The organism is Salinibacterium sp. AL4.1, from assembly GCF_059767305.1.
Genome location: NZ_JBSOQK010000003.1, coordinates 123,413 through 150,194, shown reverse-complemented (window position 1 = coordinate 150,194; position 26,782 = coordinate 123,413). Strand labels below are relative to the sequence as shown.

The 26,782-nt window shown below is 61.8% G+C and carries 14 protein-coding genes; 12 read left to right on the top strand and 2 right to left on the bottom strand.

Features of this window, described 5'->3' with window-relative positions; all coding sequences use genetic code 11:
- The first annotated feature begins 7 nt into the window (after window positions 1–7).
- The 7 genes from ACWTV3_RS13235 (at window position 8) to ACWTV3_RS13205 (ending at window position 18,729) form a co-directional block, all read left to right on the top strand.
- Complete coding sequence (locus ACWTV3_RS13235; protein WP_498478675.1) at window positions 8–5,914, top strand: Ig-like domain-containing protein; 5,907 nt, start codon at window positions 8–10, stop codon at window positions 5,912–5,914.
- A 9-nt stretch (window positions 5,915–5,923) separates the two neighbouring features.
- Window positions 5,924–6,895: an AAA family ATPase gene (locus ACWTV3_RS13230; RefSeq protein ID WP_100389990.1), complete on the top strand. Its 972-nt coding sequence runs from the start codon at window positions 5,924–5,926 to the stop codon at window positions 6,893–6,895.
- Window positions 6,892–8,322, top strand: a complete 1,431-nt coding sequence (locus tag ACWTV3_RS13225) for a DUF58 domain-containing protein (RefSeq protein ID WP_498478674.1) — start codon at window positions 6,892–6,894, stop codon at window positions 8,320–8,322. Before ACWTV3_RS13230 ends, ACWTV3_RS13225 begins: the two co-directional genes overlap by 4 nt.
- A complete protein-coding gene (locus ACWTV3_RS13220; protein WP_498478673.1) occupies window positions 8,319–10,610 on the top strand; it encodes a transglutaminase TgpA family protein in 2,292 nt (763 codons plus the stop codon). Before ACWTV3_RS13225 ends, ACWTV3_RS13220 begins: the two co-directional genes overlap by 4 nt.
- Window positions 10,611–10,755: 145 nt before the next feature.
- On the top strand, window positions 10,756–14,256 hold the full coding sequence (locus ACWTV3_RS13215; RefSeq protein ID WP_498478672.1) for an FHA domain-containing protein: 3,501 nt from the start codon (window positions 10,756–10,758) through the stop codon (window positions 14,254–14,256).
- Window positions 14,257–14,361: 105 nt separating this feature from the next.
- Window positions 14,362–17,355 carry an FtsK/SpoIIIE domain-containing protein gene (locus tag ACWTV3_RS13210; RefSeq protein ID WP_498478671.1) on the top strand — a complete coding sequence of 998 codons (2,994 nt, stop codon included), beginning with the start codon at window positions 14,362–14,364 and terminating at the stop codon, window positions 17,353–17,355.
- A gap of 168 nt (window positions 17,356–17,523) precedes the next feature.
- Entirely contained in the window at window positions 17,524–18,729 is a 1,206-nt protein-coding gene (locus ACWTV3_RS13205; RefSeq protein ID WP_498478670.1) for an ABC transporter substrate-binding protein, read from the top strand.
- 90 nt (window positions 18,730–18,819) lie between these two features.
- On the opposite strand, the gene ACWTV3_RS13200 is transcribed toward ACWTV3_RS13205, so the two are convergent.
- Window positions 18,820–19,803: an asparaginase gene (locus ACWTV3_RS13200; RefSeq protein ID WP_498478669.1), complete on the bottom strand. Its 984-nt coding sequence runs from the start codon at window positions 19,801–19,803 to the stop codon at window positions 18,820–18,822.
- Between the two features lie 171 nt (window positions 19,804–19,974).
- Between ACWTV3_RS13200 and ACWTV3_RS13195 the strand changes: the two genes are divergently transcribed.
- The 4 genes from ACWTV3_RS13195 to ACWTV3_RS13180 all read left to right on the top strand — a co-directional run bounded on the left by ACWTV3_RS13195 (window position 19,975) and on the right by ACWTV3_RS13180 (window position 24,100).
- Entirely contained in the window at window positions 19,975–20,454 is a 480-nt protein-coding gene (locus ACWTV3_RS13195) for an OsmC family protein (RefSeq protein ID WP_498478668.1), read from the top strand.
- Window positions 20,455–20,552: 98 nt separating this feature from the next.
- Entirely contained in the window at window positions 20,553–21,536 is a 984-nt protein-coding gene (locus ACWTV3_RS13190; RefSeq protein WP_498478667.1) for an FKBP-type peptidyl-prolyl cis-trans isomerase, read from the top strand.
- 50 nt (window positions 21,537–21,586) lie between these two features.
- A complete protein-coding gene (locus ACWTV3_RS13185) occupies window positions 21,587–22,669 on the top strand; it encodes a 1-deoxy-D-xylulose-5-phosphate reductoisomerase (protein ID WP_498478666.1) in 1,083 nt (360 codons plus the stop codon).
- 102 nt (window positions 22,670–22,771) lie between these two features.
- Window positions 22,772–24,100 (top strand): M50 family metallopeptidase, encoded by a 1,329-nt coding sequence (locus ACWTV3_RS13180; protein WP_498478665.1) that lies wholly within the window; start codon window positions 22,772–22,774, stop codon window positions 24,098–24,100.
- Between the two features lie 163 nt (window positions 24,101–24,263).
- Here the strand turns inward: ACWTV3_RS13180 and ACWTV3_RS13175 are convergent, their stop codons facing one another.
- Window positions 24,264–25,460 carry an acetyl-CoA C-acetyltransferase gene (locus ACWTV3_RS13175; RefSeq protein ID WP_498478664.1) on the bottom strand — a complete coding sequence of 399 codons (1,197 nt, stop codon included), beginning with the start codon at window positions 25,458–25,460 and terminating at the stop codon, window positions 24,264–24,266.
- A gap of 127 nt (window positions 25,461–25,587) precedes the next feature.
- On the opposite strand from ACWTV3_RS13175, the gene ACWTV3_RS13170 reads away from it, so the two are divergent.
- A complete protein-coding gene (locus ACWTV3_RS13170) occupies window positions 25,588–26,778 on the top strand; it encodes a substrate-binding domain-containing protein (protein ID WP_498478663.1) in 1,191 nt (396 codons plus the stop codon).
- Window positions 26,779–26,782: the final 4 nt, after the last annotated feature.

The window sequence follows — 26,782 nt, the reverse complement described above, 5'->3', positions numbered from 1 at the left end:
GAGGCCAGTGATTAAGCGTTGGGGTAAAGCGCGCCGCTCCACAGTGATCGGTGTGGTGAGTGTCTCTGCGATCGTAGCGCTGGTAACTACGGTCGCAATTGTGTCGACGGGATACACCGCTCAGCGCGTCGACTTGGCAGACGGTGCCGTCTGGGTCGCCAACAACCAACAGCAGGCAATCGGGCGCGCCAGCACCGAAGTGCTTGAAATCAACTCCGTCGTAAACGCGCAAAGTGCCGACCTCGAAGTGGTTCAACAAGGCGAGAGCGTATTGCTCTTCGACCGCTCGGAAAGTTCGATCGACATTGTCGACCCAGCGCTCTCTGAAATCGACGACAGCGTTGCGCTCCCGCCCAACCAGCCCGAAGTGTATTTCGCAGGCAACAACGTAGTCGTACTCGAGCACGGCACCGGAGAGCTGTGGATCAGGTCGTACGAAGACTTCTTGAACTTCGATGCCGAATCTCCCGCATCCTTGAGCCTCGGCGCCGATGCAATCGTCAGCGTCGATGAAGATGGGCTACTGTTCGCCTACTCTCCGTCAGCCGCTCAGCTCTTCCGAGTGAATGCCGCTATCTCAGACACGGCGGAGTCCAGCGAGAACCTCGAACTTGATCCAAATGCCGAGTTGAGCATCACGTCGGTTGCTGGCCAGTGGGCGATCCTCGACTCCGATGCCGAACTGTTGCACATGGATGGCCGCGAGGTTGACCTCACCGGGCTTGTGGATGGCGGCAACGGCACCATTCTCCAGATTCCCTCTGCTGCCGGCGAACGAGTTCTCATCGGATACAGCAATGGCGTGCTGAGCGTTCCGCTCAACGGTGCCGCTGCCGTCGGCCTTGCCACGGGCCAATCCGGTATTCCGGCGGCTCCGCTGCGGCTGGGCGAGTGCGAATTTGCAGCATGGTCGAGCGGCGAGAACTGGCGACGCTGCCCCACGGATGCTGGCGAAGGCGTCATGCTTCAGTTGAGCGAGATGCAAGCCAACGCTCAGCTTTCCTACTCGGTTAACGGATCGCGCGCGGTGCTCAACGATCGACTTTCTGGTCGCACCTGGGCAGTGCAGAGCAGCGGCGAGCTGATCGACAACTGGAATCAGCTCATCACGATCGAAGAGGAAGAGCCCGAGGTTGAGCAGAACCTCGTCGACCTCGAGCCCGAGGTCGACAAAGTGCAGCAGCCGCCAGTCGCGGTCGACGATACCTTTGGAGCCCGCCCGGGCCGTTCCACCGTTCTGCCGGTGTTGCTCAACGACTATGACCCAAACGGTGATGTTCTCGTAATCGAAGACCTGCCCATCATCGATCCAGGAATCGGTCGAATCGACCGCATCAACGACCGGCAGCAGATTCAGATCACACTGGAGCCTGGCGTTAGCGGGGAAGTGTCGTTCAACTACACTGTTAGCGATGGCCGCGGGGGCACGGCCAGTGCCAGTGTGACTGTCGAGATCCGCGAGGATTCCGAAAACTCGCCCCCGCAACAGGTGCGCGCTACCGAGTTCACTGTGCAGTCGGGCGGGCGCGTTTCGAATCAAATTCTCGGCGACTGGGTAGACCCGGATGGCGATCCCTTCTATCTCACGAGTGCGTCTGTCGCAGCCCCCGACGTCGTGAGCTACCAGCCGGGAGGGGACCTCGTATTCTCAGATTCCGGAGCCGGTGGCGAACTCAAGGTCGTCACGCTCGTAGTCTCGGACGGCACTGCCGAAAGTTCGGGCAGCGTGTCGCTCTCGGTGAAGCCTGCCGGAGAAGTTCCGATCGAAGCCGACCCGTTCGTGGTGCTGGCTTATGCGGGCAAGGAAGTCACGGTGTCGCCGCTGAGTTACGTTCACGGTGGCAACGGCAATATTCGCCTCACTAGCGTTCCTTCAAAAACTGGCTCGCAAGTGCTGCCGAGCTACGAAACCGGAACCTTCCGTTTCGAGAGCGATGAGATTCGCAGCCACAACCTTGAATACGTCGTGACGGATGGAAACCTCACGTTCACGGCGATCGTGCGTATCGACGTTGTCGCGCCGCCAGACGCCAATACGTCACCGATCACCGTGCCCAAGACTGTGTTCGTCCAAACTCTCCAGAATGAGAGAATTGACGTTGCAGGCACAGACGTCGATCCCGCCGGTGGAGTGCTTCTCGTCACTGAAACGATGAACCTGCCCGTGGGCTCTGGCGTTCGCGCCGAGATCCTCGAACAGCGCCTTGTTCGAGTCAGCCTCGAGGCTCCGCTCGACAACGGGCCGGTCAGCTTCAACTACCGCATCAGTAATGGGCTAGCGGATGCCGTCGGCGTGATCACCGTTGTCGAAATTCCCGCGCCGTCCCGCTTGCAGGCCCCCATCGCCAACGATGACTCGGTGACGGTTCGCGTGGGACAGGCTGTCGACATCCCTGTGCTTCTGAATGATGAACACCCCGATGGGCTCGAACTGTCGTTGGAGCCGAAGCTGGCTCAGGACCTTCCCGATGACTCAGGCCTCCTCTTCGCTTCTGGCGACGTGTTGCGCTACCTCGCGCCCGACAGACCCGGCAACTTCACCGCGGCGTATCAAGTCGCGGGGCCCGACGGGCAATCCGCGACAGCGATCGTAAATATTGCCGTTCGTGAGGTCGACGCGTCGAGTAACAACCCGCCGGTTCCGCCTACCGTCACTGCGCGCGTGCTTGCTGGTGACACCGTTCGCATCTCCATCCCGCTGACCTCCGCCGACCCTGATGGCGACTCGGTTCTCCTGCTCGGCCAAGCAACGAACCCGAATAAGGGCGCGGTAATCGAAGTTGATTCCAATACCTTCGTGTACCAGGCGGGAGAGTACTCCGCGGGCACCGACACTTTCAGCTACACCCTGATCGACTCACTCGGAGCTCGGGCGGATGGCGAAATCAATATCGGTATTAGCCCGCGTCTCGATGGTGCCCGCAATCCCGTTGCAATCATCGACGAAGTGACGGTTAAACCTGGCATCACCGTTTCCGTTCAGGTCCTAGCTAATGATTCAGACCCCGATGGCAGCACACTCTCTGTCGTTTCGGTAGAGCCGAACGATGCCGAAACGGTTGCCGAGATCGATGGCGATGTGGTGAAGGTCACGCCTCCGGAAACCCCTGGCGATTACGGCATCATCTATGTCATCGAGAACGAAACAGGCGGATCGAGTCAAAACTTCATACGCGTTACGGTCGATCCGGACGCGAAGCCGGCGTATCCGATCGCGACGGACAGCGTGCTCACGCTCTCCGACGTGCTCGATCGAAACCGTGTGACCGTCGATGTTCTTGCCGACGTGTTCTTCGCCGACGGCGACCCACGAACGCTCTCCTTGGGAATCTACCCGGGGTACGGCGACTCGGCGTCGGTTACATCAGATAAGCAGATCGAAGTCTCGGTCGGAGACACCGGCCAGATCATCCCGTTCCGTGTGACGAACCCAGCCGACCCGACTATCTTCAGCTATGGCTTTATCAAGGTGCCGGGCTACAACGATGCTCTTCCCCAGATCGATCGCCGGGCACCGAAGCTGAGCATCAGCAGCGAGAGCACTCTCGTCATTGACCTCGACGACTACATCATTGCGGTGGGCGATAACCCGGTGCGTCTCACCGACTCCAGCACGGTTTTGGCGACCCACAGCGACGGCTCGAGCCTCGTGCGCGACGAAGACACGCTGGTATTCACCTCTGCGGAAAAGTACTTCGGGCCGGCCTCCATCTCCTTTGAAGTCACCGATGGAACTTCGGCGACGGATCCGGAGGGGCGCACTTCAATTCTCGTGTTGCCTATCGAGGTTCTTCCGCGTGACAACCAAGCTCCCGTTTTCGGCGGCGCGGTCATCGACTTCGAACCCGGTCAAGAGAAGGAGATCGACCTTCTCAAGCTGACTAACTATCCGTACCCGGATGACCTCGATGAGCTTGCGTACACTGTTCTGAGCCCGCTTCCTGAAGCGTTTAGCTATTCGCTCGAAGGCACGATGCTGACCTTGCGCGCTAACGACAGCGCTTTCAAGGGCACCCGCACCTCTATCTCCCTCGGCGTGAGCGATGACCTCTCCGAAGGAAAGTCAGGGCGTATCGAGCTCAACGTCGTTCCATCTACCCGTCCTCTTGCTAGCCCCGCTCCTGACGTAGCGATTGTCAAGCGTGGCGAAACTACGGTCGTCGATGTGCTCGCCAACGATGCGTCGACAAATCCTTTCCCCGGCGCGCCATTGCGCGTGGTCGACATTCGCGGTCTTGGCGGCGGTGCTATCCCGGCTGGGATCTCTATCGTTCCGAGCAGCGACAATCAAACGCTGACCGTCACGGTGTCAGATTCGGCAGTTCCGGGTGACGTGAATCTCCAATATCGGGTAGCGGATGCCACCAACGACGAGAGCCGCTACGTCTGGGGCACCGTTGTGGTGTCGGTTCAAGACAAGCCTGATCCCGTTTCGAACCTCGGCCCGAGCGGTTTTAGTGACAAAACCATCATGATGCGCTGGAACGCCGGACCAGCCAACAACTCTCCGATCACGTCGTACCGAGTGACGACTCGTGTCGCTGGAGTTCTGGTGAACACGACGGAGTGTGCTGGAACGACCTGTGCGATCCCGACGACCGGAAACGGCCCGACAAACTCGGTGAAGGTGACGGTCGTTGCCATCAACGCGATCGGCGAATCCGAACCGGTAACGCTTGCGGACTCAGTGTGGTCTGACATCATCCCGGTCGCGCCAACGACGCTGAGCGCATCTCCGCTTGATCACGGCCTGCGCCTCACCTGGAACACTGTGCCCACGCCTGCTGGCGGCTCACCGGTAGATCGGTACCGCGTTGTTGTGGGCGGTTTCGAGACCACGCTCGGCCTTGCGCAGTGTGACGCAGGAACTTGTACCTGGGAGACGCCGTCGACCTGGGTACTCGACAACGGTGTTGCGGTGTCCTATACCGTGAGCGCTCGAAACTCTGCCTACACGGCACTGTCGGTGTGGAACACGAGCGAGCCGCGAAGCGCTATCCCGGCGGGACCGCCGATCGCGCTTGCTGCACCCGTAGCATCCGTAGTGAACGACACCACCGCTAACTTGAGCTGGGCTGGTGCCTTCAACCAAAATGGTCGACCGGTCACGTCGTACACCGCGGCTGCCTACACCGGAACCCAGCCAACCTGTGCGCCCGATGGCTCGATCACGAGCAACGGCGCAAAGCTCGCTGCAGTCGGCACGGGAACCTCCGCGACGCTGTCGGGGCTATCGCCGAATCGCACGTACACAATGCTGGTCTTTGCGTACAACGGCCAGGGCTGCACGGCAACCCCTACGGTGATTGCTCACACTCCGCCCGCCGTGGTGACCGCTCTCAATACCGCCGGCCCCGTGCCCAATGGCAACCGCTACGACTTCACGGTCAATGGCGGCATGATGGGTAGCGACGCGCTCGATAGCGATTACACGGTTTACTACCGTTTGAGCGGCGGCACCGTACCGGGCACGGTTTACGGTCCTGTGGCGCTCGGTTCGTTCCTCACGGCGGATGGCGGTCAGCAATACGGCCAAGACATCTCGGTCGAAGTGCGCGCGTGCCGCAGCTACGGATCGGGCCCGATCTGTCAGCCGGAGTGGTCAGCGGCGTTCCCGCTGGGCGTGCCGGTGAACCCTTCGGTATCGAGCCTGACTTTCACCTCCGACAATGACGTGCTCAATGAGAGCGGCACTTTCGCGTGGCTCAACTGGCCTACGGGAGATTACGAAAGCGTGCAGTACCGCTGTGGTGGAATCACCCTGGGTGCATGGCAGACAGCGGACACCGCTGTTCCCGGGGCGAGTTGTCACGCCGACGTTGCGCTCCTTGCCACACCTACCCTCGTAATTCGCGTGGTTGCCAATGGTGGCCAGATTTATGAGAGAACGTATAACGGATATGACTATGACTAGAGGTGCACTATGACCATGACTCCCGACGAAGCCGCATGGTTCGCAGAAAGCTTTAACCGACTTGTCACGAACGTAGAACAGGTTCTTCTCGGCAAGACCTTTGTCGTGCGCCTCGGTTTCACCGCGCTTCTCAGCGAAGGTCACCTTCTCCTCGAGGACTACCCGGGAACGGGAAAGACCTCATTCGCTCGCGCGATCGCGCAGAGCGTCTCGGGAACGACAAACCGTATCCAGTTCACTCCTGACCTACTCCCCGGTGACATCACGGGTGTCAGCATTTTCGATCAGCGTGAGAACGAATTCGAGTTTCACCCGGGCCCCGTTTTCTCCAACATTGTTCTTGCGGATGAAATCAACCGTGCCAGCCCCAAAACTCAAGCCGCTCTTCTCGAAGTAATGGAAGAAGGCCAGGTGACCGTGGATGGCGTCACGCATCCCGTGGGCTCGCCGTTTATGGTTATCGCAACCCAGAACCCCATCGAGCAGGCCGGAACGTACCGCCTACCTGAAGCGCAGCTTGACCGCTTCCTGATGAAAGCGTCGATCGGTTACCCCGACCGCGCATCCACACTTCGTATTCTCGATGGTGCCGGTGTCGCTGCTCATTCCACGACTATCGAACCAGTGGTCAGTGCTGAACTCGTCGTGGAAATGGCTCAACTTGCACGCACCGTGCACGTTGACCCGACGATCAATGACTACGTCAGCCGCTTGGTCGAAGCTACTCGTAGCGCCACCGAGGTTCGACTCGGCGTGAGTGTGCGGGGCGCCCTCGCACTGATGCGCGCAGCGAAGACTCTCGCAGCATCCAATGGTCGACACTATGTCGTTCCGGATGACGTAAAGGCCCTCGCCGAATCGGTGCTCGCTCACCGTCTGGTGATCGATGCTGAAGCCGAGTTCGAAGGCGTCACCGCCTCGAGCGTGATTGCACAGATCCTCATCGAGAACCCGCCGCCCACAGAACGGCAAGCCGTGTGAGTTCACTTCTGAACCGCTCGGCGAAAGGGCATTCGAATAACACCGCGGCGGAGAATTCAGGTCCGGGCGGGGAGCGGGCGCGCTCAGACAGCGACTTTCCGACCGCAATTCGCGGTCTCGATAACGCGCGCACCCGAATTGTTGGATACCGCACTGGTTTTCTTGCCGACCTGATCGTCACGTTGGTGCGGTTTGCAGTAGTCGCGCGCGCCACGATCACCCGGTACGCCGAGCGCGTTACATCGGTTATCACGCCGGTCGGGTGGGCCGTTCTGTTGCTCATACCGCTGACGCTTGTGGTCGGATACTCGATCTCGTGGAATGAGCTTGTTGTTGTTGGCTTCGCCCTGATTGCCATCGCGCTCATGGCCGCCATCTACCTCTTGGGTCGAAGCCACCTCGCTATTAGCCTGCGAGTCGAGCACCAGCGCGTGGTCGTGGGCGAGGCTGCCAGCGGCGAAGTGCACGGGGTCAATGAAGGTAAGCGTCGCAGCTTGGGGGTTGTCGCAGAGATTCCGGTGGCATCCACCGTGGCTGAGGCAGTGCTGCCTAGTTTGCGCCCTGGCGGAGCGGCCGCTCATGACTTTCCCATCCCGACGAACCGCCGTGGCGTGATCTCAGTGGGACCAGTGCGTACCGTGCGTGCAGACCCCGTTGGACTTGTGCGGCGCGAGCTAATCTGGACCGATTCAGCTGAGATTTTTGTGCATCCCCGAACGATTAGCATCCCCAGCGTGAGTACCGGCCTCATCCGCGACCTCGAGGGCAACCCGACTAAGGACCTTGCTAACAACGACATCTCGTTCCACGCGCTGCGCGAATACGTTCGCGGCGACGAACGCCGCAACATCCACTGGAAATCGACGGCTCGCACCGGTCGCTACATGGTGCGGCAATTTGAAGAGACTCGACGCAGCCACCTCGTGATTGCTTTGAGCCTCGCGACGGCGGATTATGCCAACGACTATGAGTTTGAGATGGGCGTCAGCGTTGCCGGCTCTCTCGGAGCGCAGGCAATTCGGGATGCCCGAACCGTCACCGTAGTCGCTAGTGAGCAGACTCCGCAGTTCGCCAAGCGCAAGGTTTTTGCAGTTCGCGCCCTGTCCACCTTGACCGGAACACGGTTGCTGGATGACCTCACTCGAGTTCAGAGCGCCGACACCGCCCTCCGTCTGATCGACGTCGCTCGCGTAACGTCGGAACAAACCAGCGGCGTCTCGGTTGCGTTTCTCATTTGTGGTTCCACAGTGACCTCTCAGCAGTTGCGCGCGGCGTCGACGAAGTTCGCGGCCAATGTAGAAGTTGTGGCAATCGTGTGTGACCCGGAGGCAGTCCCGGGGCTCCGCCGGGTTGCTGGCCTCAGCGTGCTCACAATTGGCTATCTCGAAGAGCTCAAGCGTGCTCTCTCACGATCGGCGGGTGCATGACACGACCTGTCTCTCGTTCTTTCGTTATCGTTTCTGGCGTACTGCTCTGGTTGTCGATCGCGGTCGCTTCGGCTGCGCTCTGGCCGATCTACCGCACGCAGGCGCTCACCACACTGATTGCCGTCGCCATCCTCGCGGGATCTATTGTTGCCGTGCTCGCCCTGTGGCGATCGTGGTCGTTCGTGACGACATCCCTCGTCTCGGTGTTGGTCTTTCTCATCATTGGAGTGCCGGTCGCCGTGCCGTCGGAGACCCAGTTCGGCGTTGTGCCGTCGCTCGAAGGGCTCAGCGATCTCATTGTGGGAGTAGCGCTGGGGTGGAAACAGCTGCTCACCATTTCCTTGCCGGTAGGCGATTATCAAGCCCTGCTCGTCCCTGCCCTCGTGCTTGTGTATTTCGGCACCGTGGTTGCGTTGAGCATCGCGTTCCGCACCCGCGTTGCGGAGCTCGCGGTGGTGCCGGCGATGGTTGTCTTCGTGATGGCCATTGCCCTGGGCCCGACCTATCCCGATCAGCCGCTCTCGTTGTCTCTCATCCTTCTCATCGTGATTTCGCTCTCGTTGGTGTGGTTCCGCTGGCGTCGCCGTCGCGATACGGTCAACGCTCTTGAAGCAGCAATGGATAAAGCTGGCGTCGCGCGTCGTAAGCGTGAATTCGGCTTTGCTGGGGTTCGCACGGTGGTCAGCGCGGTCGTCATTTTGGCTATCGCCTCGGGCATCGCTGTGGTGGCCGCTAACGTTCTCCCGCCGACGAACAACCGTTCGGTGTTGCGCACGGCAATCGTTGAGCCTTTCGATCCCCGTGACTATGTCAGCCCGCTTTCGGGCTTCCGGCGCTACTGGCAGCCGAGCACCGCAAATTCTGTGCTGTTCGAAGTAGCGGGAGTGCCTTTGGGAACTCGAGTGCGCCTCGCGACTCTGGATAGCTACAACGGCGTGGTTTATGCGGTCGGCAGTGACCAAGTGTCAAGCGAATCTGGTTCCTTCTCGCGCGTGCCGTCTCGCTTTGACCAGTCCGCGATTGACGGCGAACAAGTCGAAATGACCATCACGGTCGCTGACTATTCCGGGGTATGGCTCCCCACCGTAGGGCTGTTCGAGCAGGTCGATTTCTCGGGCGATCGTGCAGCTGACCTTCGGGATTCTTTCTACTACAACAAGGTCTCGGGAACTGCCGCGGTTGTCGACGGTCTTATGAGCGGTGATTCCTACACCTTCGAAGGTGTGGCGCCCTTCCAGCCGGATGCAGACGAGATCAGTTCTCTTACTCCTGGCCCGGCCGAAGTGCCCTCGATTCAGCAGTCGCCCGACGAGCTCACCGAGAAACTTGACCAGTACGTGCGGGGATTCACCTCGTCGGGGGAGCGCTTGCAAGCGATGCTCTCCGGACTCGCTGCCGACGGCTACATCAGTCACGGCGTCGGCGTGGATGAGCCAGCTAGCCGCTCGGGACACTCTGCCGATCGGATTGCCGAGTTGGTGACGGCACCACGCATGATTGGCGATGGAGAGCAGTACGCGGTTGCGGCATCCATGATGGCCAATGAACTCGGATTCCCTGCGCGTGTGGTGCTCGGGTTCGTAACATCAGATTCTCAGATTCGTGGCGACGATGTCTCGGCGTGGATCGAGGTGAACACAGCAGAGTACGGCTGGGTCACCATCGACCCGAACCCGCCACTACGAGAGATTCCGGATGAAGACCCGGACGACATTGCCCAGGTCGCCCGCCCGCAGACCGTCGTTCAGCCGCCTGACATTGAGTCGGATACGACCAACCAGCAGTCGAACCCCGATAGCGAGCAGGCTTTGCAGCCCGACCTCGACCCAGTACTCCAAGCCATTCTCGCTGCGCTGCGTACGGCAGGTTGGATCGCACTTATTGTGCTGGTGCTCGCGGCACCGTTCGTTCTCATCATTGCCGCGAAGTTGCGCCGCCGACAGCTGCGCAAACGCGCTGAGTCATCGGTAGAGCAGATCAGCGGTGGGTGGCAAGAGTTCGAGGATTCGCTCATTGACCACGGTTACTCGCCACCCATTGCGGGCACGCGAACCGAGGTCGCTGCCGTGATGGCGACTCCGGATGCGCGTCAGCTTGCCGAGCATGCCGACCGCGCAATTTTCTCGGGGGGCACCCCTGAAGCTTCTGACGTCGATGCTTTCTGGTCGACCGTGTCGGAATTGGAAACTCAACTCAACACAGGGCTGTCGCGCTGGGCACGGTTCAAGACCAAAATATCGCTGCGATCGCTCGGTGGTTATAGTGTCACAAGTCTGTTTAAGCGATAGAGGGCTACCCGTGAATTGTTCTTTCTGCGCGACGCAACTGCCTGCCGATGCCGTCTACTGCGCTGAGTGTGGCCGGCCGGCGATGTCTCGTCGTGCCCGCAGAGGTGCTGCGACGAGTACTGAGTCTGCCCGCCAACCGGTCGCCGTGAGCGAACGCTCGGCTAGTAAAAACGCAGACGCTCCGCTGGGCTCGCGTCGTCGCCGTAAGCGCGAATTGGCTGCTGCCGAGAACGGTGCTGCCGCCACGAGCGTTGCTCTTGCTGAGGATGAGCCAGCCACAGCCACAGCCACAACTCCGGCTTCGGATACCGCCGAGACGCCGATCGGGGAGCACGAAATTGCGGTTGGAGCTGCTGACGAAGCTGCCGTGACCGCAGAGCATGAATCCGAGCCCGCTGCTAGCAGTGATCACGAGGCGAGTGCGAGTGCGAGCGTGAGCGCTAGTGCGAGTGACGATGACGACGCCGTTATTTCTCTTGACGAATTGCCTGCCGCGCTTCGTGAAGCCCTTGTGTCATTACCTGATGTCCTTGAGGAAGACGCGCGCACTCTGCAACTGGGCGAGCCCCTTGTGCTGTCCGCACCAGCCGACATCGCGGTCTCGACCGGCGAGGCTGACGTTGCGCACGACGTCAATGCCCTCGTGGACGAGATGCCCTTTGATGAAGATGGCCCGTACGACGAAGTGCTGCCCTTCGACGAAGACGGTCCCTATGACGAAGTGCCCAACCCCTCGGCGCTGAGCTTTGACCGAAACTTGATCGTGAGCTCGGTGAGTGAGCTTCCGGAGCCTGTCGCGACGGCGACCTGGCGGGATATGCCCGCGCCGATTATCGAGCAGGCAGATCAGGCAGAGCAGCCCGAGCCGGCAGAGCAGCCCGACCCGGCAGAGCGGCCCGACCCGGCAGAGCGGCTAGACGAACCCGAACCCGAACCCGAGCCCGAGCCCGAACCTCACACCGAGGCCGCCGAGAGTAACGACGGCACTGTGGGCTTGCATTCACACGAAGAAGAAGTTCGCGGTGAGAGCCGGGACGATTCCGTGAGCCCTGACGCCGAGAGCGGCGCTCCTGATGTAGCCGCGGCTTCGGACGCGAATGCTGGCCGCGAAGACGACAGCGCTGAACCCGTCGATACCCCTCCGCTACTGACTCCCATGACGCAGATCGATTATTTCGCTGATGCTGATGCAGATGTCGAACCTGTAGCCGCAACCGCAACCGCAACCGCAACCGCAGCCGCCGAACCGGATGCAAATACGGAACTGGAACCGGAAACCGCTCTCGACGCAGATGACGACGTGGCAACAGATGTCCAAGTGGATGCCAGCCCGGAATCAGTCGCGAGCATCGGGTCCTTCGCACACGTCGCGCCCGCCTCAGAAACAGGTCAGCCGGACGAGCCCAAACGGGCCCACCACGTTGAAGTCCTAGCGAGTGTCGCTGCGGCTGCGCAGACTGATGAGCCCGCGGCGGCGACCTCCAGCACTTCGTTGAGCGACCAAAGCCATGCGGAAGAGCCGTCTACTGCCGACTTCGAGACGTCGTCTGAACTGGATGCCGCTATCGACGAGGCGCGAGCCGACGAGGCGCGAGCCGAAGCGGCGGCGGCCGTAGAGGCAGAAACCCCGGGGCTCGCAGCCGACAGCGCCGACCTCGAGAACGCAGAGACCACTGACGCAGATGCTGTTGCTGACACTGACCGAATCCGCGAAGAAGTATCACGAGTAGTCGCTCCTGAGAGTGCAGCAAGCGAATCTATCGCTGAGCCTGAGCCTGAGCCTGAGCCTGAGCCTGAGCCTGAGCCTGAGCCTGAAGTCGAACAGTCCAGCGATGCTGCAGAGTTCGATAGTGATGACTTCCACGCGCGCGAAGAAGAGCAAGACCACGAGCGCGAGCACGAGCGCGAGCACGAGCAAGAGCACGAAGATGGGGAGTCGGGGGACATGAACGAGAAAGCTGCTGTAGTCGAACCGGCGAGAGTCGTTCCAGAGCCGCTTGTCGAGCCGGCGCCGTTGCCACGCTCGTCATTCGAGCCTGACTTGAGCAAGCTGGGGCGCACTGAGGTGACTCCAGACGACGTAGAGTCGCTTCGCGTGAAGCCTGTACGCCCGCTCGGCGAAGAAGCCGTCTTTACGACGGCCGATCGACTTCGCGCTTCCGCTTTCGCTCCTGTTGCTTCAGAACGGGTCGTCGACCATCCAGCACCAGCGGCTGTTACGGACGACGAGGCGCCCATCTCCGCTGAAGCTGAGCCTAGCGGCCACGGAACACAACCGCGCTCAGCGGTTGCGGCGGTACAGTCTCGCCCGAACGCTCGCGAGCCGGAACGCTCCGCGAGCAGTGCAACAATGGAAAGCCATGCTGGCGCAGACACGTGCACTCAGTGCGGAAATGAGCTGTCAGAGTCAGATATCTTCTGCGGATCCTGCGGGTTCGTCAAGCATGGTGTCGGCCCCAGCTCGCGTGCGGCCGCTCCGGTGCTTGATCCATTCCCGTGGGGAACGCCGGCAGCCGAGAAGGCTGTTGCGGGTGCTCCCGAGAACGACGAGCCCAACGGCAGCGCCGAGAACCTCAACTTTGAGGCCTCCGCGTCTGTTGAGGCCATCCCCGCCCCGACGGAGGAGCCCCGGGCGGAGCAGGACGAGCAGCCCCAGCAGAGCGCCCCGGCCGAAAACGCTGACGTCCCGGTCGAGATTGACAATGAGCCGAGCGGTATCAATGCGCTCTCCGCCGACCATCGAGCTGCCGTTCCTGACATCCTTGAAGTAGTCGAGACCCGGAACGATGATCCCCAGCCAGAGCCAGAGCCAGAGCCAGAGCCAGAGCCAGATGTCGTCGACGGCATCGAGATTGCCGCGCCCCGTGCATCCGCGGACAGTAAGACCGAGGCCGAAGACGCTCCGCCGGAGAACCCTGACGTTCCCGCGATGGAAACAGCGAAAAGCGCAAGCGCGACAAGGGATGCTTTTCCGCTCATCGAGCCAGGAAGTGTAGAGCTCGAGCAGCCTCTTATCGGCGGCACCGAACCTCAGGCACCTCACACCGAATCCCGCGAAGAGGGCCCGGCTGCCGCCGCCGCGCAGCCGCATCTGGAAGCGGCACCTCCGCTCGAAACAGCAGCCGAGGGTGAAGGCATGCAGGGTAGTACGGCCGCGGCAACGACTGCCTCGGGAGCCCCGGGGTTCTCGGTGCTTGCGCCGCCGCCAAAGTCGAACCAGAGGGTCGAGCTTCCGATCTCGCCGCCCGTCCCTCTGGCAGCGCTCGGAGCGGATGAAGCAGACATCGAAGACACCCGCATCGTCGAACGCAGCGTCACTGGTACGCGCTTTGTGCTGCAGTTCAGCACGGGCGACAGCGTTATCGTGACCGGAAACGGGCTCGTGGGGCGAAACCCCATCCCGGAGCCTTCTGAGAAATTCGACATCGTGGTGCCGATCACCGACCCCAGCAAGTCAGTCTCGAAGACTCATCTTGAGTTCGGTCAAATGAGTGGCGTGTTCTGGATCAGCGACCGTTACTCCGGCAACGGAACCATCGTGCGTGAGCCTGGCGCAGAGCCGAAGCGGTGCGAACCGGGTAAGCGTTACCGGGTCGTCCGTGGAACTCGCGTAGAAATCGGAGAGCAGTTCTTCATCGTCAGCTAGCGGCGAGAACCGAGACTGTCCCTCCACAGGGTTTGCCCCGAAGGGGGTCTGCACTAGGTTTCGTGCGCGCCGAATCGTGAGTGCGGAAACTGATGAAGTAGAGGAGTGAACGAGACTCCTCTTACTGCCCCTCGCATTGCGCTTCCGCCGCCCCCGCAGCGCCCGGCACCATTCAAATTCCCGGTGATCGCGGCGACTGTTCCGGTCGTTGCCTCCGTGGCGATCTGGTTGATCACGGGTTCAACCTTTGCCCTCATCTTCGCCGCGCTGGGCCCGCTGGCAGCGACAGGTAGCTATATCGATTCGCGCGTGTCCGCTCGAGCATTGCGCCGCACTGAGAAAGCTCGATTTTCCGATGACGCCGCCGCGACTGTGACAAAAATCCAGGCATATCACCGTCGCGAACTTGCCGAACTTGCCGAGAAAACACCCCCGGCAATCATGTTGGTCAGTGACGTTCATACCGACGCATCACGCTGGATGCGTGAGCCAGCCGATGTGCTTCCGGTTCATCTCGGCTATGGGCTTGTCCGCAGCAGCATCGCGATCGATCGCACCGGCGCTCATGACGCTCAACCGCCCGAGGTTGAAGAAAGTTATCGCACGCTCACGGCACAGGCCGAGCACCTTGAACGCGCCCCTATCGCGGTCAATGCGCGGCTCGGGGTCGCGATCTTCGGCAACCAGCTGATGGCGCTGTCCCTGGCCCGCGCGGTATCGATCCAACTTGCGCGAACCCTCGCGCCCACCGCGAGCTGGGTGAGACTCGGCGGAGCATTCGCGGCCGAACCCTGGAGCGAGGCTCTTCCGCACCGGCAACTCCGGGGGAGTGATGTGCAGAGTCAGAGCGTCGACGAGTCAGCTGGCGGTACCGACCTTGCGACTGTGCAGTGGGGCGTGTTGGGGGACTCAACACCACAGGTATCGGTCACCGTGGTGCAGGAAGAGGGGCACGTGCCAAGCGGGCACAGGATCGTTATTCAGGCACGCGGTGACAGAGTCGCGGTGGTGCGGCACCCAGATCGTCATCAACGCCGTGACTTCGAACCCTCGTTCTTGGGCCGTGAGCAAGCGTTGGAGTGGGTGCGGGCAGCGCGAGGAATTGCGGCCCGCGACGGTCTCGCCTCGGGGATCGACGATTTGCCAGATCTGGTGCGTTTCTCTGAAATCGCGGCGATGTCGCACGCTGAACACCGTCCGCGCGCCGCGCGTCGTCGTTCCTTGAAAGCGCGGCCGGCAATGGGCACCCGCAGTGCGATGTCGCTCGATCTTGTCGCCGACGGTCCGCACGCAATTGTGGGCGGAACGACGGGCAGCGGTAAGAGTGAGTTGCTCATCGCCTGGGTCCTTGCCATGGCGGCCGAGACAGCGCCGGAGGACGTCACGTTCCTGCTCGTTGATTTCAAGGGCGGCTCTGCTTTTGACGCCCTAACCCAGCTTCCACATACCGTCGGAATCATTACCGACCTCGACGAAAACTCCGCAGCGAGAGCATTTTCTAGCCTCCGCGCCGAGTTGCGACATCGTGAACGCGCTCTCGCTCAGGCAAAGGTCCGCGATATCTCAGATCTTGAGAGCATGCCACGGCTGGTGATCGTGGTTGACGAGTTCGCGGCGATGATGGAGGACTATCCTCAACTCCACACCCTCTTCAGCGACATCGCCGCGCGCGGCCGCTCTCTTGGAGTTCATCTCATTCTGTGCACACAGCGCCCCTCGGGTGTTGTGCGGGACTCTCTTCTCGCCAACGCTGACTTGCGGATATCGCTTCGAGTCAACAACGGAGCCGATAGTTCCGCCGTCATCGGCAGCGACCGCGCCGCAGAACTCCCGGCGCAGCAGAAAGGGCGGGCGTGGGTCGCGCATGGATCGTCGTCCGCCGAGCTCGCGCAGTTTGCGCTGGTCGACCCCCGCGACATCCGGGATATTGCTGAACGATGGGCTTCGAGCGCGAAACCCCGACGGCCGTGGTGTGAGCCGCTGAGTGAACACCTTTCGCTCTCGACCGTGCTCGCGCATCCAGAGGCTCCCGGCGCAGTGACACGTCACACCCCAGAGGGCGGGGGCACTATTGCGTTCGGAATGACGGACCTCCCTGAAGAGCAACGTCATGGCGTCGCGACCTGGTCGCCCTCCGGCGATGGACACCTGCTCGTGCTTGGCGCCCCCTCCAGCGGAAAAAGCGTCACGCTCTCGACGCTCGCTCACGTGACATCCCGCGACATCCTTGTGCTCGGAACCGACTCAGCGTCGTTTTGGGACTCCCTCGCGCAGCTCTATGCGCGGTTGGATGTGATCGGTCACCCGGGCCGCGCCGCCGCTGCAGTGCTTGTGGTGGTCGACGACCTCGACGCTGCGGTGTCACGATTTGACGACGAATACCGTCCGGCAGTGCTGGAACGACTCGCGCGCATACTGCGGGAAGGGCCGGCGGCTGGGATTGCGGTCGTCGCGAGCGCTCAACGGATCACCGCGGCCTTGCAGTCACTCTCGCAGCTCTTTCCTCAAACCTTGCGTCTGAGGTTCTCCACCCGACAAGACTTTGTGCTTTCAGGCGGCCGCACGGAGGAGTACAACGACACGCTGCCCGCGGGAGGAGCACTGTGGCAGGGCGCGCGGGTGCAGGTCGCACAGAGCGACCGGTTCCTTCCCGTACCGCCCCCTGCTTCCGCCGCAGTCGTCGGCAGGGAAGGAGGGCTCGCCATCGTGAGCACGCGCCCGGCGGCTACTGCAGCGGCTTGCACCGAGGCAGGGTGGACAGTGCAACTAGTGGAGGGTGCCCCTGGCAGTGAGCGAGAGCTGCTGATCAATCCGAGCGGAACGCGGGGATCCGTAGCTCTCGTCGGTTCGGTAGACGAATGGCAGTCCCGCTGGGGAGCGATTCAAGCACTTCTTCCGCACGCCACAGTGCTGCTCGACGGGTGCAGCCTGAGCGACTACCGGCAACTGGCTCGCGCGAGAGAATTGCCACCGCCCCTCAGCCCCGGATCGCGACAGTACTGGCGACTGAGCGGCGGCGGCCCCACCGAGCGGGTTCAACTGCCTCGAAAGAGCCACGCCTCCGCGCCGACAGGCGACAACGTCGCGCGAAACGCCTAACGTGCGTCTTCCTCAGGGGTACCCGAATTGGGCACATTTTGAGCGCGAAATTGTGAAGTATCCGTGAAATTATTATGAAGCGCCAAAAGCCCCCTCCTAATTGGGGCTACAACAACCCGGACTGCGCTCACTACCATCGGTGTAACTGGTGGGGGCGAAGGAGAAAACGTGACGAGAGCACTTCCGCAGGATCATGCGATCCAGCAGCTAATGCTGCAGGCGAAGCAATCTCAACTCAGCCGTCGGCGGTTGTTGCAAGGAGCAGGTGTCGGTATGTCCGCACTCGCGCTTGCGGCGTGTGCCGCGCCGGATGGGTCGGACGCGATCGATATTTCTGACAGCGACAGTTCGCTGGTCTGGGCCAGCTGGCCCTCGTACATCGACGAGGACCTCAGCGGTAGCTCAGCGACACTCAAGGCGTTCAAGAAAGAAACAGGCATCGAAGTCGAGTACAAGGCCGTTGTTGAAGACAACGTTGGCTTCTACCTGACGATGAAAGACCAGCTCGCTCTCGGAGAACCGACCGGTGCCGACATCATTTGCGTCAGCGACTGGATGGCCGCGCGCCTCATTCGCTTCGGATACGCCCAGAAGTTTGACTCAGCCAACATCCCGAACAAGGCAAATCTCACCAAGACTCTGAGTAACCCAGAATTTGACCCCGAGCGCGAATACTCGCTGCCGTGGCAGAGCGGATTCATCGGACTCGCCTGGAACGCGGAGGAGTACCCCAAGGGGCTGGTCTCCGTTGAACAGCTGTGGAGCGAAGACCTCAAGGGCAAAGTCGTTGTGCTCGCCGAAATGCGTCACACCATGGGCATGCTGCTGCTCGCTAACGGCGTCGACATCGCTGATGAAAATTGGGGAATCGACGAATTCAAGAAGGCCAGCGCCGTTCTCGAAACTCACCTCGCGTCGAAGCACATCCTCGGTGTGTACGGAAGCGACTACCTTGAAAAACTCAAATCTGGCGAAGCATTGGCCGGATTCGCCCGCGCAGGAGACATCGCGGTGCTCAACGCCCAAGCAGGCTACGAGAAATTCAAGTTCTTGCTGCCCGGATCGCGAGGCACTTTCTTCACGGACTCGCTCGTGATTCCGGCTGGCGCTCAGCACAAGGCCAACGCCGAAAAGCTCATGAACTTCTACTACGACCCCGCTATCGCCACAGAGGTTGTGGAGTGGATCCACTGTGTGAGCCCCGTCGACGGAACTCTCGAGTACGCCATCGAGAACTTCCCGAAGCTCGCATCGAACCAGTTCACGTTCCCCAACGCCACGGCGATGTCACGTGCAAGCACGTTCCGCACGCTCAGCACGACCGATGACCAGTCGTTCAACGCTGAATTCCGTCGCATCACGGGCAAGGGCTAAATACTCCATCACTCCTCCCCAGCGCGGCGTGCTCCATGAGCGCAGCCGCCTGGGGTGAGTGCGTTAACCGCCCGAAGTACGCGGGCTGCCCTAGGCCAATTCGAAGCGCAGCTCGCCAACGGGCAGACCGCGGCCGAGCACTTGCTCAGTCGTCGACTTCAGCACGGTCGCCACAGCATCCGCATCAAGAGCGCCCGCCTCGGCGAGCAACGAAAGTCCCACGGGCAACAGCGGGCGGATCGAGCCATCGAGAATCTTAAGCGTGACGGTCGTGCCGTCGGGCGCAGCGGCAATAAGCACCCCTTCGGCACCACGCTTGGCGATGATTCCCAGGGTGTCCATCGCTTCGGCGACCTGCGGCATATCGAGGCCCCACGCGTTGCCGCGAATGGCGCTCACGAGCGAGTGTGCGTGGGCGTCGGTCGCGGCATCCGCCAGCACAATGCGCTGGATGGCGGTGGCGAGCGACACGAGACTCACGGCGAATACCGGAGCCCCGCATCCATCCGTTCCTTCATGAGCGAGAGGCTCACCCGTGAACTCGACGATGGTGTTTCGAATGCGTTCCTGAAGCGGATGACCGTGCTCGAGGTAGTTCTCGAGCGGCCAGTCATTGACGACGCACGCGGCCAAGAAACTCGCGTGTTTGCCCGAGCAGTTCATGGCGAGTCGGCGCGGAGCATCTGAAGCGCGCCGCGTGGCCGAGTCTGCGGGCCAATCGGGCGGGCAGCGAAGGTGATCTTCGGTGAGGCCGTACGCAGCGAGCGTCGATGCGACAACGTCTTGGTGGCGCTGACTGCCGGTGTGGCTGGCACTAGCTAAGACAAGTTGTTCGTCATTCAGCGTGACGCCGGCGCGTAAGACGGTGATTGCCTGCATCGGCTTCAGCGTGGAGCGCGGGTAAATCAACGCATCGGGGTTGCCCAGTCGACGCAGTTCGGTGCCATCGGGGGAGAGCACGACGGCGGCTCCAAGATGCCGAGATTCGATCATCCCGGAACGCTCCAACACAGCGAGCTGAGTGGTGTCGTCGACCGTGAGTGCGCGGGAGGAAGCCGTCGTTACAGAGTTCACCCTCCTACGTTATCTCCGTCTGGCCAGAGTGAGGGTTCGGATGCCGAACCCGTGTGAAACCGCGGCGACACTTCTCAGCGTGCGGCGCTACGGTGAGAGTTAGATACGTTGGGTGTGATCGCCCCGCTGCGGTCTGTGATGCTGGCCCTCGGGGCCGCGAGGGAGGTTTCGATGAACATCGACCACAATTTTGAAGTGCGCTTGGAATGGTCCGGAAATCTGGGCGAGGGCACGACAAACTACCGTGGCTACTCTCGCCACAACGAGGTCACCGCGGTGGGCAAGCATCCGATCGATGGGTCAAGCGCTCGAGTATTCCATGGCCATGCAGATCGTTGGAACCCCGAAGAGCTGCTGATCGCGGCGCTCAGCCAGTGCCACATGCTCAGCTACCTGCACGTTGCTGTCAGTCGCGGGATTGTTGTTACCGCGTACCACGACGAGGTATCGGGCACCCTGAAGCAGACCGACAACGGGGGAGGCCACTTCACGTCGGTCACCCTGCGCCCGGTCGTCACGATTTCTGCCGGCAGCGTAGAAGACGCCATGGATGCCCACGCCGAGGCGAGTGGCAAGTGCTTCATTGCGTCTTCCGTAAACTTTCCCGTGCTGCACCAACCTCGCATCATCGTCGAGTCTGCCGCTGAGTAATGCCGACGGCAGACTGGCCGAGTCGGCGATTCCACACGCTACACACAGCAAGGGTGCGGGAGGATTGGTGCTCCGTGTTCTTGCTGTGAAGGGTTCTTGTGCGAAAAGCGATTCCGTTTCTGTTGACCATCGGCGTTGTGGCGTCACTCGCCGCGTGTTCGCCCGCCGACTCGACGACTGCTGAGAACTCCGGCGATTGCACGCCGACGGCATCCGGCTCGGCCTCTGAGGCCGTTCAGGTGAGCGGCGACTTCGGCGCCAAGCCTGAGGTCACCATTGACTTCCCGACCGACGTTTCTGAAACCGAGCGCTCTGTCGCGATTGCCGGTGACGGCGACATCGTTGCTATTGAGGCAGCCACGGCCAACGTGCAGTTCAGCCTGTACAGCGGTGAAACGGGCGAAGAGCTTTCCTCCACTACTTACGACGAAACCGGGTTGACCCCGTTCCCCGTGGATGCCGAGCAGTTCCTCGTGGGCATCGTCAAGACAATTGAGTGCTCCACCGCGGGTACTCGCGTCGTGGGCGTCATTCCGCCCGAGGAGTCGTTCGCCGACGACGCAAGCCGCGAATCGCTCGGAGTCGGCGCTGATGACGACATCGTCTTCGTTGTTGACGTAGTTTCCGTTGACGAGCCTGCCGAGCCCGCGCTTCCGCGCGCCGACGGTGAAGACCAGCCCGCTGAGGAAGGTTTCCCGGCGGTTGAGCTCGACGACGATGGTCGCCCCACGATCACCATTCCTGACACTGACCCGTCAGCGGAGCTTGAAGTCGCTGTACTGAAGCAGGGTGCTGGCGAAACCGTTCAAGAGAACTCGGATGTTGTTGTCCACTACGTGGGCATGAACTGGACCACCGGCGAGATTTTCGACGAGAGCTGGGCGCGCGGGGAGCCGTCGACCTTCAACACGGGGCAAGTAGTGCCTGGCTTCAAAGCTGCGCTCGAGGGCCAGCAGGTTGGTTCACAAATCATCGCGGTATTGCCTCCGAGCGAAGGCTATGGAGAAGCCGGTAACGAGGGCGCAGGCATTGGCGGAACCGATACCATCGTCTTCGTCGTCGACATCCTCGGCATTGGCTAATTCGCGCTCGTCGTTGACGCACATTTGTGCGAGCCAACTAAAGTAGCGGGATGCGCAAGATAATTCTGCTCGGATCGACGGGCTCGATCGGCACGCAAACCCTTGAGGTAATCGAGGCAAACCGTGACCGTTTCGAGGTCGTCGGTCTCGCAGCCGGCTCCAACCGAACCCTCGTCGAAGAGCAGGCGGCTCGCTTCGGCGTGAAGCACATTGCCTTCGGTGCCGAGGAGGCGGCGCAGTTGGTGCGGGATGTCCCTGCCGACGTCGTCGTCAACGGAATCACCGGTTCAGTAGGCCTCGGGCCCACGCTCGCGGCCCTTGAATCTGGCGCGACGCTCGCTCTCGCCAACAAAGAGAGCCTCATTGTCGGCGGAGAACTCGTGACGTCGCGAGCGAAGCCCGGGCAAATTGTTCCCGTTGACTCGGAGCACTCGGCCATCGCCCAAGCGCTGCGTTCTGGCGAACACTCCGAAGTGCGCCGCTTGGTGCTTACGGCATCCGGGGGTCCATTCCGGGGTCGCACGCGTGATTCCCTGCGCGATGTGACTCCGCGCGAGGCGCTCGCTCATCCCACCTGGGATATGGGGCTCGTGGTTACGACGAATTCCTCAACCCTCGTGAACAAGGGCCTCGAAGTGATTGAGGCGCACTTGCTGTTCGGTGTGCCGTACGACCGCATTGCTGTGACGGTGCATCCACAGTCCATCGTGCATTCGATGGTGGAGTTCGTCGATGGCTCGACGATCGCTCAGGCCAGCCCGCCCGACATGCGGTTGCCGATTTCGCTCGGCCTGGACTGGCCGAGCCGCGTCGCGGGCGTCGGCGCTCCGCTCGACTGGATGACGGCGAGCACGTGGAACTTTGAGCCTCTCGACAACGAGGTATTCCCTGCGGTTGAAATGGCGAAAGCTGTTGGCGCAGCCGGCCTCACTTTCCCCGCGGTCTTCAATGCAGCGAACGAGCAGGCCGTGTTGGCTTTCCACGCCGGCGCGATCGGCTACCTCGACATCTTGGATGTCGTTGAGCGGGTCGTGCAGTCCCACGAGGCAACCGAGCTGACGTTGGATGCTCTCGCCGAGGCAGAGTCGTGGGCGCGACGCACCGCTGATGCTGTGGTCGCCACTCGCTCCTAGCTGCGGCACTGAACGGGGCGTTCGCCCCCAGTGTGGGGTTGTTCTGCCGCTTCCACAGCACCGGTACAGGTGACCGTCGGTGCGCGTGGCTAGTCTTAGCGGGTGGAAAACGTGCTCTTGTACATTCTTGGCATCCTCGTCGTTCTCGTCGGGCTTGCTGTGTCTATTGGCCTGCATGAAATCGGACACCTGCTGCCCGCGAAGCTCTTTGGCGTGCGCGTTAGTCAGTACATGATTGGTTTCGGACCAACGATCTTCTCGCGCAAGCGTGGGGAGACGGAATACGGCGTGAAGGCGATTCCGCTCGGTGGCTATATCTCGATGGCGGGCATGTTCCCTCCCGGCAAATCTGAGAGTGGAAGCCGCACGGCTACCACCGGCGTTTTTCAAGCGCTCGTTCAAGATGCTCGCAGCGCCAGCGCCGACACTCTGGTCGACGTCGATGAATCGCGCGCTTTCTACAAACTTCCCGTGCTGAAGCGCGTCGTCATCATGCTCGGTGGGCCGGTAATGAACCTGCTCATCGCCATCGTGATGTTCGCCATTCTCTTCATGGGTTTCGGTGTCGCGCAGCCCTCCACCACGGTGGGTAGCGTTTCTGAGTGCGTTCTCGACGCCACCTCCGAACGCCAGACGTGCGAAAGCACCGACCCTGACGCTCCCGGCTTCGCCGCGGGAATCATACCCGGAGACCGACTCGTGTCAATGGATGGCCAAGCCGTCTCCTCATGGGCCGAAGCGACAGAATTCATCCGTGCCGCTGCTGGCAATGAACTGAACATCGTCGTCGAGCGCGACGGTGCCGAGGTTTCTCTCGTGGCTGAGCCACTGCTCACTGAGCGCTACGTCTACGACGATAGCGGTCAGATCGTTGAGGATGCTGACGGCGTCGCCCTAACGGAAGAATACGGCTTCTTGGGTATCGGTTCCGCTCTCGAGACCGTACAGCAGCCGGTGACCGCCGTGCTGCCTGCGGTCGGCGACAATATCGTTTCGGTGGCCAACGTCATCCTGAATCTGCCCCAGCGCATGGTCGACGTGGCCAACGCGGCTTTTGGTCCTGACGAGCGTGACCCCAATGGCCCCATCAGTGTTGTGGGCGTTGGTCGTATCGCCGGTGAGATCACGAGCCTCGACAACGCCCCCGTGGCCGACAAAGTAGCGTCTCTCATCGGCCTCATTGGCTCGCTCAACGTTGCACTCTTTGTCTTCAACCTCGTGCCGCTCATGCCACTCGACGGTGGACACGTGGCTGGCGCACTGTTCGAGGGTGTTCGCCGCTTCTTCGCCAAGCTCTTCGGTAAGCCCGACCCCGGCCCCTTCGATGCCGCAAAGTTCATTCCGCTCACGCTGGTTGTCGTCGTTCTGTTGGGCGCCATGAGCGCCATGCTGATCTACGCCGACATCGTGAAGCCGATCTCGATCTTCTAAGCCGCTGCCGCTGCCGCTGCCGCTGCCGCTGCCGCTGCCGCTGCCGCTGCCGCTGCCGCTGCAGCGCTCGCTATCGCGACCGCTGCTGCGGTTGCCGCAAAACGGTGGCCGGAGACGTTGTCGACTCAGGCCACCGTTGCAGTCGGTCTAGCTATGAGAGTTTCTAGCGCGTTAGCAGCAGCGCGTCGCCCTGACCGCCGCCGCCACAGAGCGCTACGGCCGCGCGGCCCGAGCCACGGCGTGCCAACTCGTGAGCGGCGTGGACCACCAAGCGAGCACCGGACGCCCCGACCGGGTGACCAATAGCGATAGCGCCGCCGTGGATGTTCACGATGTCGTGGCTGAGCCCGAGTTCGGCGGTGGAGCGCAGACTCACGGCGGCGAAGGCCTCGTTAATTTCGGCAAAGTCGAGATCTCCGGCACTCCAACCGGCGTTGTCGAGGGCAGCGGCAATGGCGCGAGCGGGCTGCGAGTGCAGAGAGTTGTCGGGGCCGGCGACGTGACCCGAGCGGTCGAGTACAGCAAGCCAGGTGAGGCCGTGTTCTTCGGCCCACGCGCGACTGGCCAAAATCACGGCGGATGCTCCGTCGCTCAGCGGCGAAGAGTTGCCGGCGGTGATGGTGCCTTCGGGGTCGAAGGCGGGGCGCAATCCGGCGAGCGTTTCAACGGTGGTGTTGGCGCGGACGCCCTCATCGGTGTCGAGAACGAGGTCGTCGCCCTTGCGCTGCGGGATCGTCACCGGCGCGATTTCGTCGGCGAAGATGCCGGCTTCGATCGCGGCGGCGGCACGCTGGTGCGAGGCTGCGGCAATCTCATCCTGCTCGGATCGCCCGATGTCGAGGCGGCCGTTGTGGCGCTCGGTGCTGGCACCCATCGATTCGGCGTCGAAGGCATCGGTGAGGGCATCGTGCGCGGCGGAGTCGAGGGCAGAGACTGTTCCGTACGCCCAACCCATGCGCGATCCGGGGAGTACGTGCGGGGCGTTGGTCATGGATTCTTGACCGCCGGCAGCCACGACGTTGGCTTCTCCGAGACGGATGAGGCGCGCAGCATCCACGATCGCAGCGAGCCCGGAGAGGCAGACCTTGTTGATGGTGACGGTGGGGGTCTTCCATGCGAGTCCGGCGGCGATGGCCGTCTGGCGGGCGGGGTTCTGCCCGGCGCCGGCCTGAATGACTTGGCCGAAGATCACCTGATCGATGGAGTCAACGTCAACACCGGAGCGTTCGACAGCGGCGCGGAGGGCGACAGCGCCGAGCTCGACGGCGGAGAGTGAAGCGAGTTGTCCGCGCAATTTTCCCTGGGGGGTACGTGTTGCGGAAAGGATCACTACATCGTTGGGTGCGGGGGTGTTGGCCACTGTGCAAACTCCTTTGTTTGGTCGCCGTTGTTGACAGCGTGGTTGCGCAACCATAGGCTACATGAAACCTGAACCGGGTCTCAGGTTCAGATCACAATCCTCCTAAGGCAGCAGGAAAGGTCCCATCATGCGGGTCAGTAAAAAGTACCTCGCTCCGGCGTTAATTGCGACGGTTGCACTCACACTGGCGGGTTGTGCTCCCGCCGTCGACAGCGGAAGTGGCGGCGATGACCTCGCCCCCGTCGATGTCTCGGTCATCACCTCGCAGACAGGCCCTCTTGCGGCCTATGGTGAGGCCTATCTCGCCGGCTTCGATGCCGGTCTCGACTACGCCACCGACGGCACAGGCGCCGTCGACGGCCGCGAACTCAACATCACGATCACGGATGACGCGGGCGACGCCGACAAGGCCGTCACCGCAGCCAAGGACGTGATCGGTCAAGGCCAGAAGATCATCGTCGGTACGGTTTCCTCGGGAATCGCGCTTGCCCTCGCTGAGCAGGCCGAGCAGAACAAGGTTCTCTACATCTCCGGCCCCGCCGCAGCAGACGGCATCACGGGCGTGAACGACTACACGTTCCGCTCGGGGCGCCAGAGCTTCCAAGACGTCGCTACCGCGGGTACCTTCATCGGTGACCCGGCAGGCAAGTCGGTTCTGGTCTTCGCTCAGGACACGGCCTTCGGTCAGGGCAACGTTGCCGCTGCCACCGCCGTTCTTGGCGGCCAGGGCGCTGACGTCACGAGCCTTCTCGTTCCCGAGGACGCCACCGAGTTCACTCCTTTCGCCCAGCAGATCGTTGACGCTCAGCCCGACCTCGTGTTCGTAGCGTGGGCCGGTGCGACTTCCGGCGCCATGTGGGAGGCACTCAGCCAGCAGGGCGTGTTCGATAGCGTTCCTGTCGCCACCGGTCTCGGTGACGTCTCGACCTACGGTGCTTACGGCGCTGCGAGCGACCAGATCAGCTTCCTCAACCACTACTTCGGTGGTGCTACGGACAACGACGCGAACGCGGCCATGGTCAGCTACCTCGAAGCAGAGGGCAAGCAGGCTGACCTGTTCTCGCCCGACGGTTTCGTTGCAGCACAGATGGTCGTTCAGGCTGTTCGTGAAGGTGGCGACGATGTGGATGCCATGATCGCCGCTCTCGAGGGCTGGACTTTTGACTCGGTCAAGGGCTCCATCACGGTTCGCGCCGAGGACCACGCCATGATCCAGCCGATGTTCCAGGTCTCGCTTGTTGCCGATGGTGACTCGTGGATTCCTGAACTGGTCACGGCCGTCGACGCTGACGCCGTAACCCCGCCCGTCGCAGAGTAAGTAG

Excerpts from the sequence above, each read along its gene's own strand:
- ACWTV3_RS13230 (WP_100389990.1), top strand. The coding sequence starts at position 5,924 with ATGACCATGACTCCCGACGAAGCCGCATGGTTCGCAGAAAGCTTTAAC.
- ACWTV3_RS13220 (WP_498478673.1), top strand. The coding sequence starts at position 8,319 with ATGACACGACCTGTCTCTCGTTCTTTCGTTATCGTTTCTGGCGTACTG.
- ACWTV3_RS13195 (WP_498478668.1), top strand. The coding sequence starts at position 19,975 with ATGAACATCGACCACAATTTTGAAGTGCGCTTGGAATGGTCCGGAAAT.
- ACWTV3_RS13185 (WP_498478666.1), top strand. The coding sequence starts at position 21,587 with ATGCGCAAGATAATTCTGCTCGGATCGACGGGCTCGATCGGCACGCAA.
- ACWTV3_RS13170 (WP_498478663.1), top strand. The coding sequence starts at position 25,588 with ATGCGGGTCAGTAAAAAGTACCTCGCTCCGGCGTTAATTGCGACGGTT.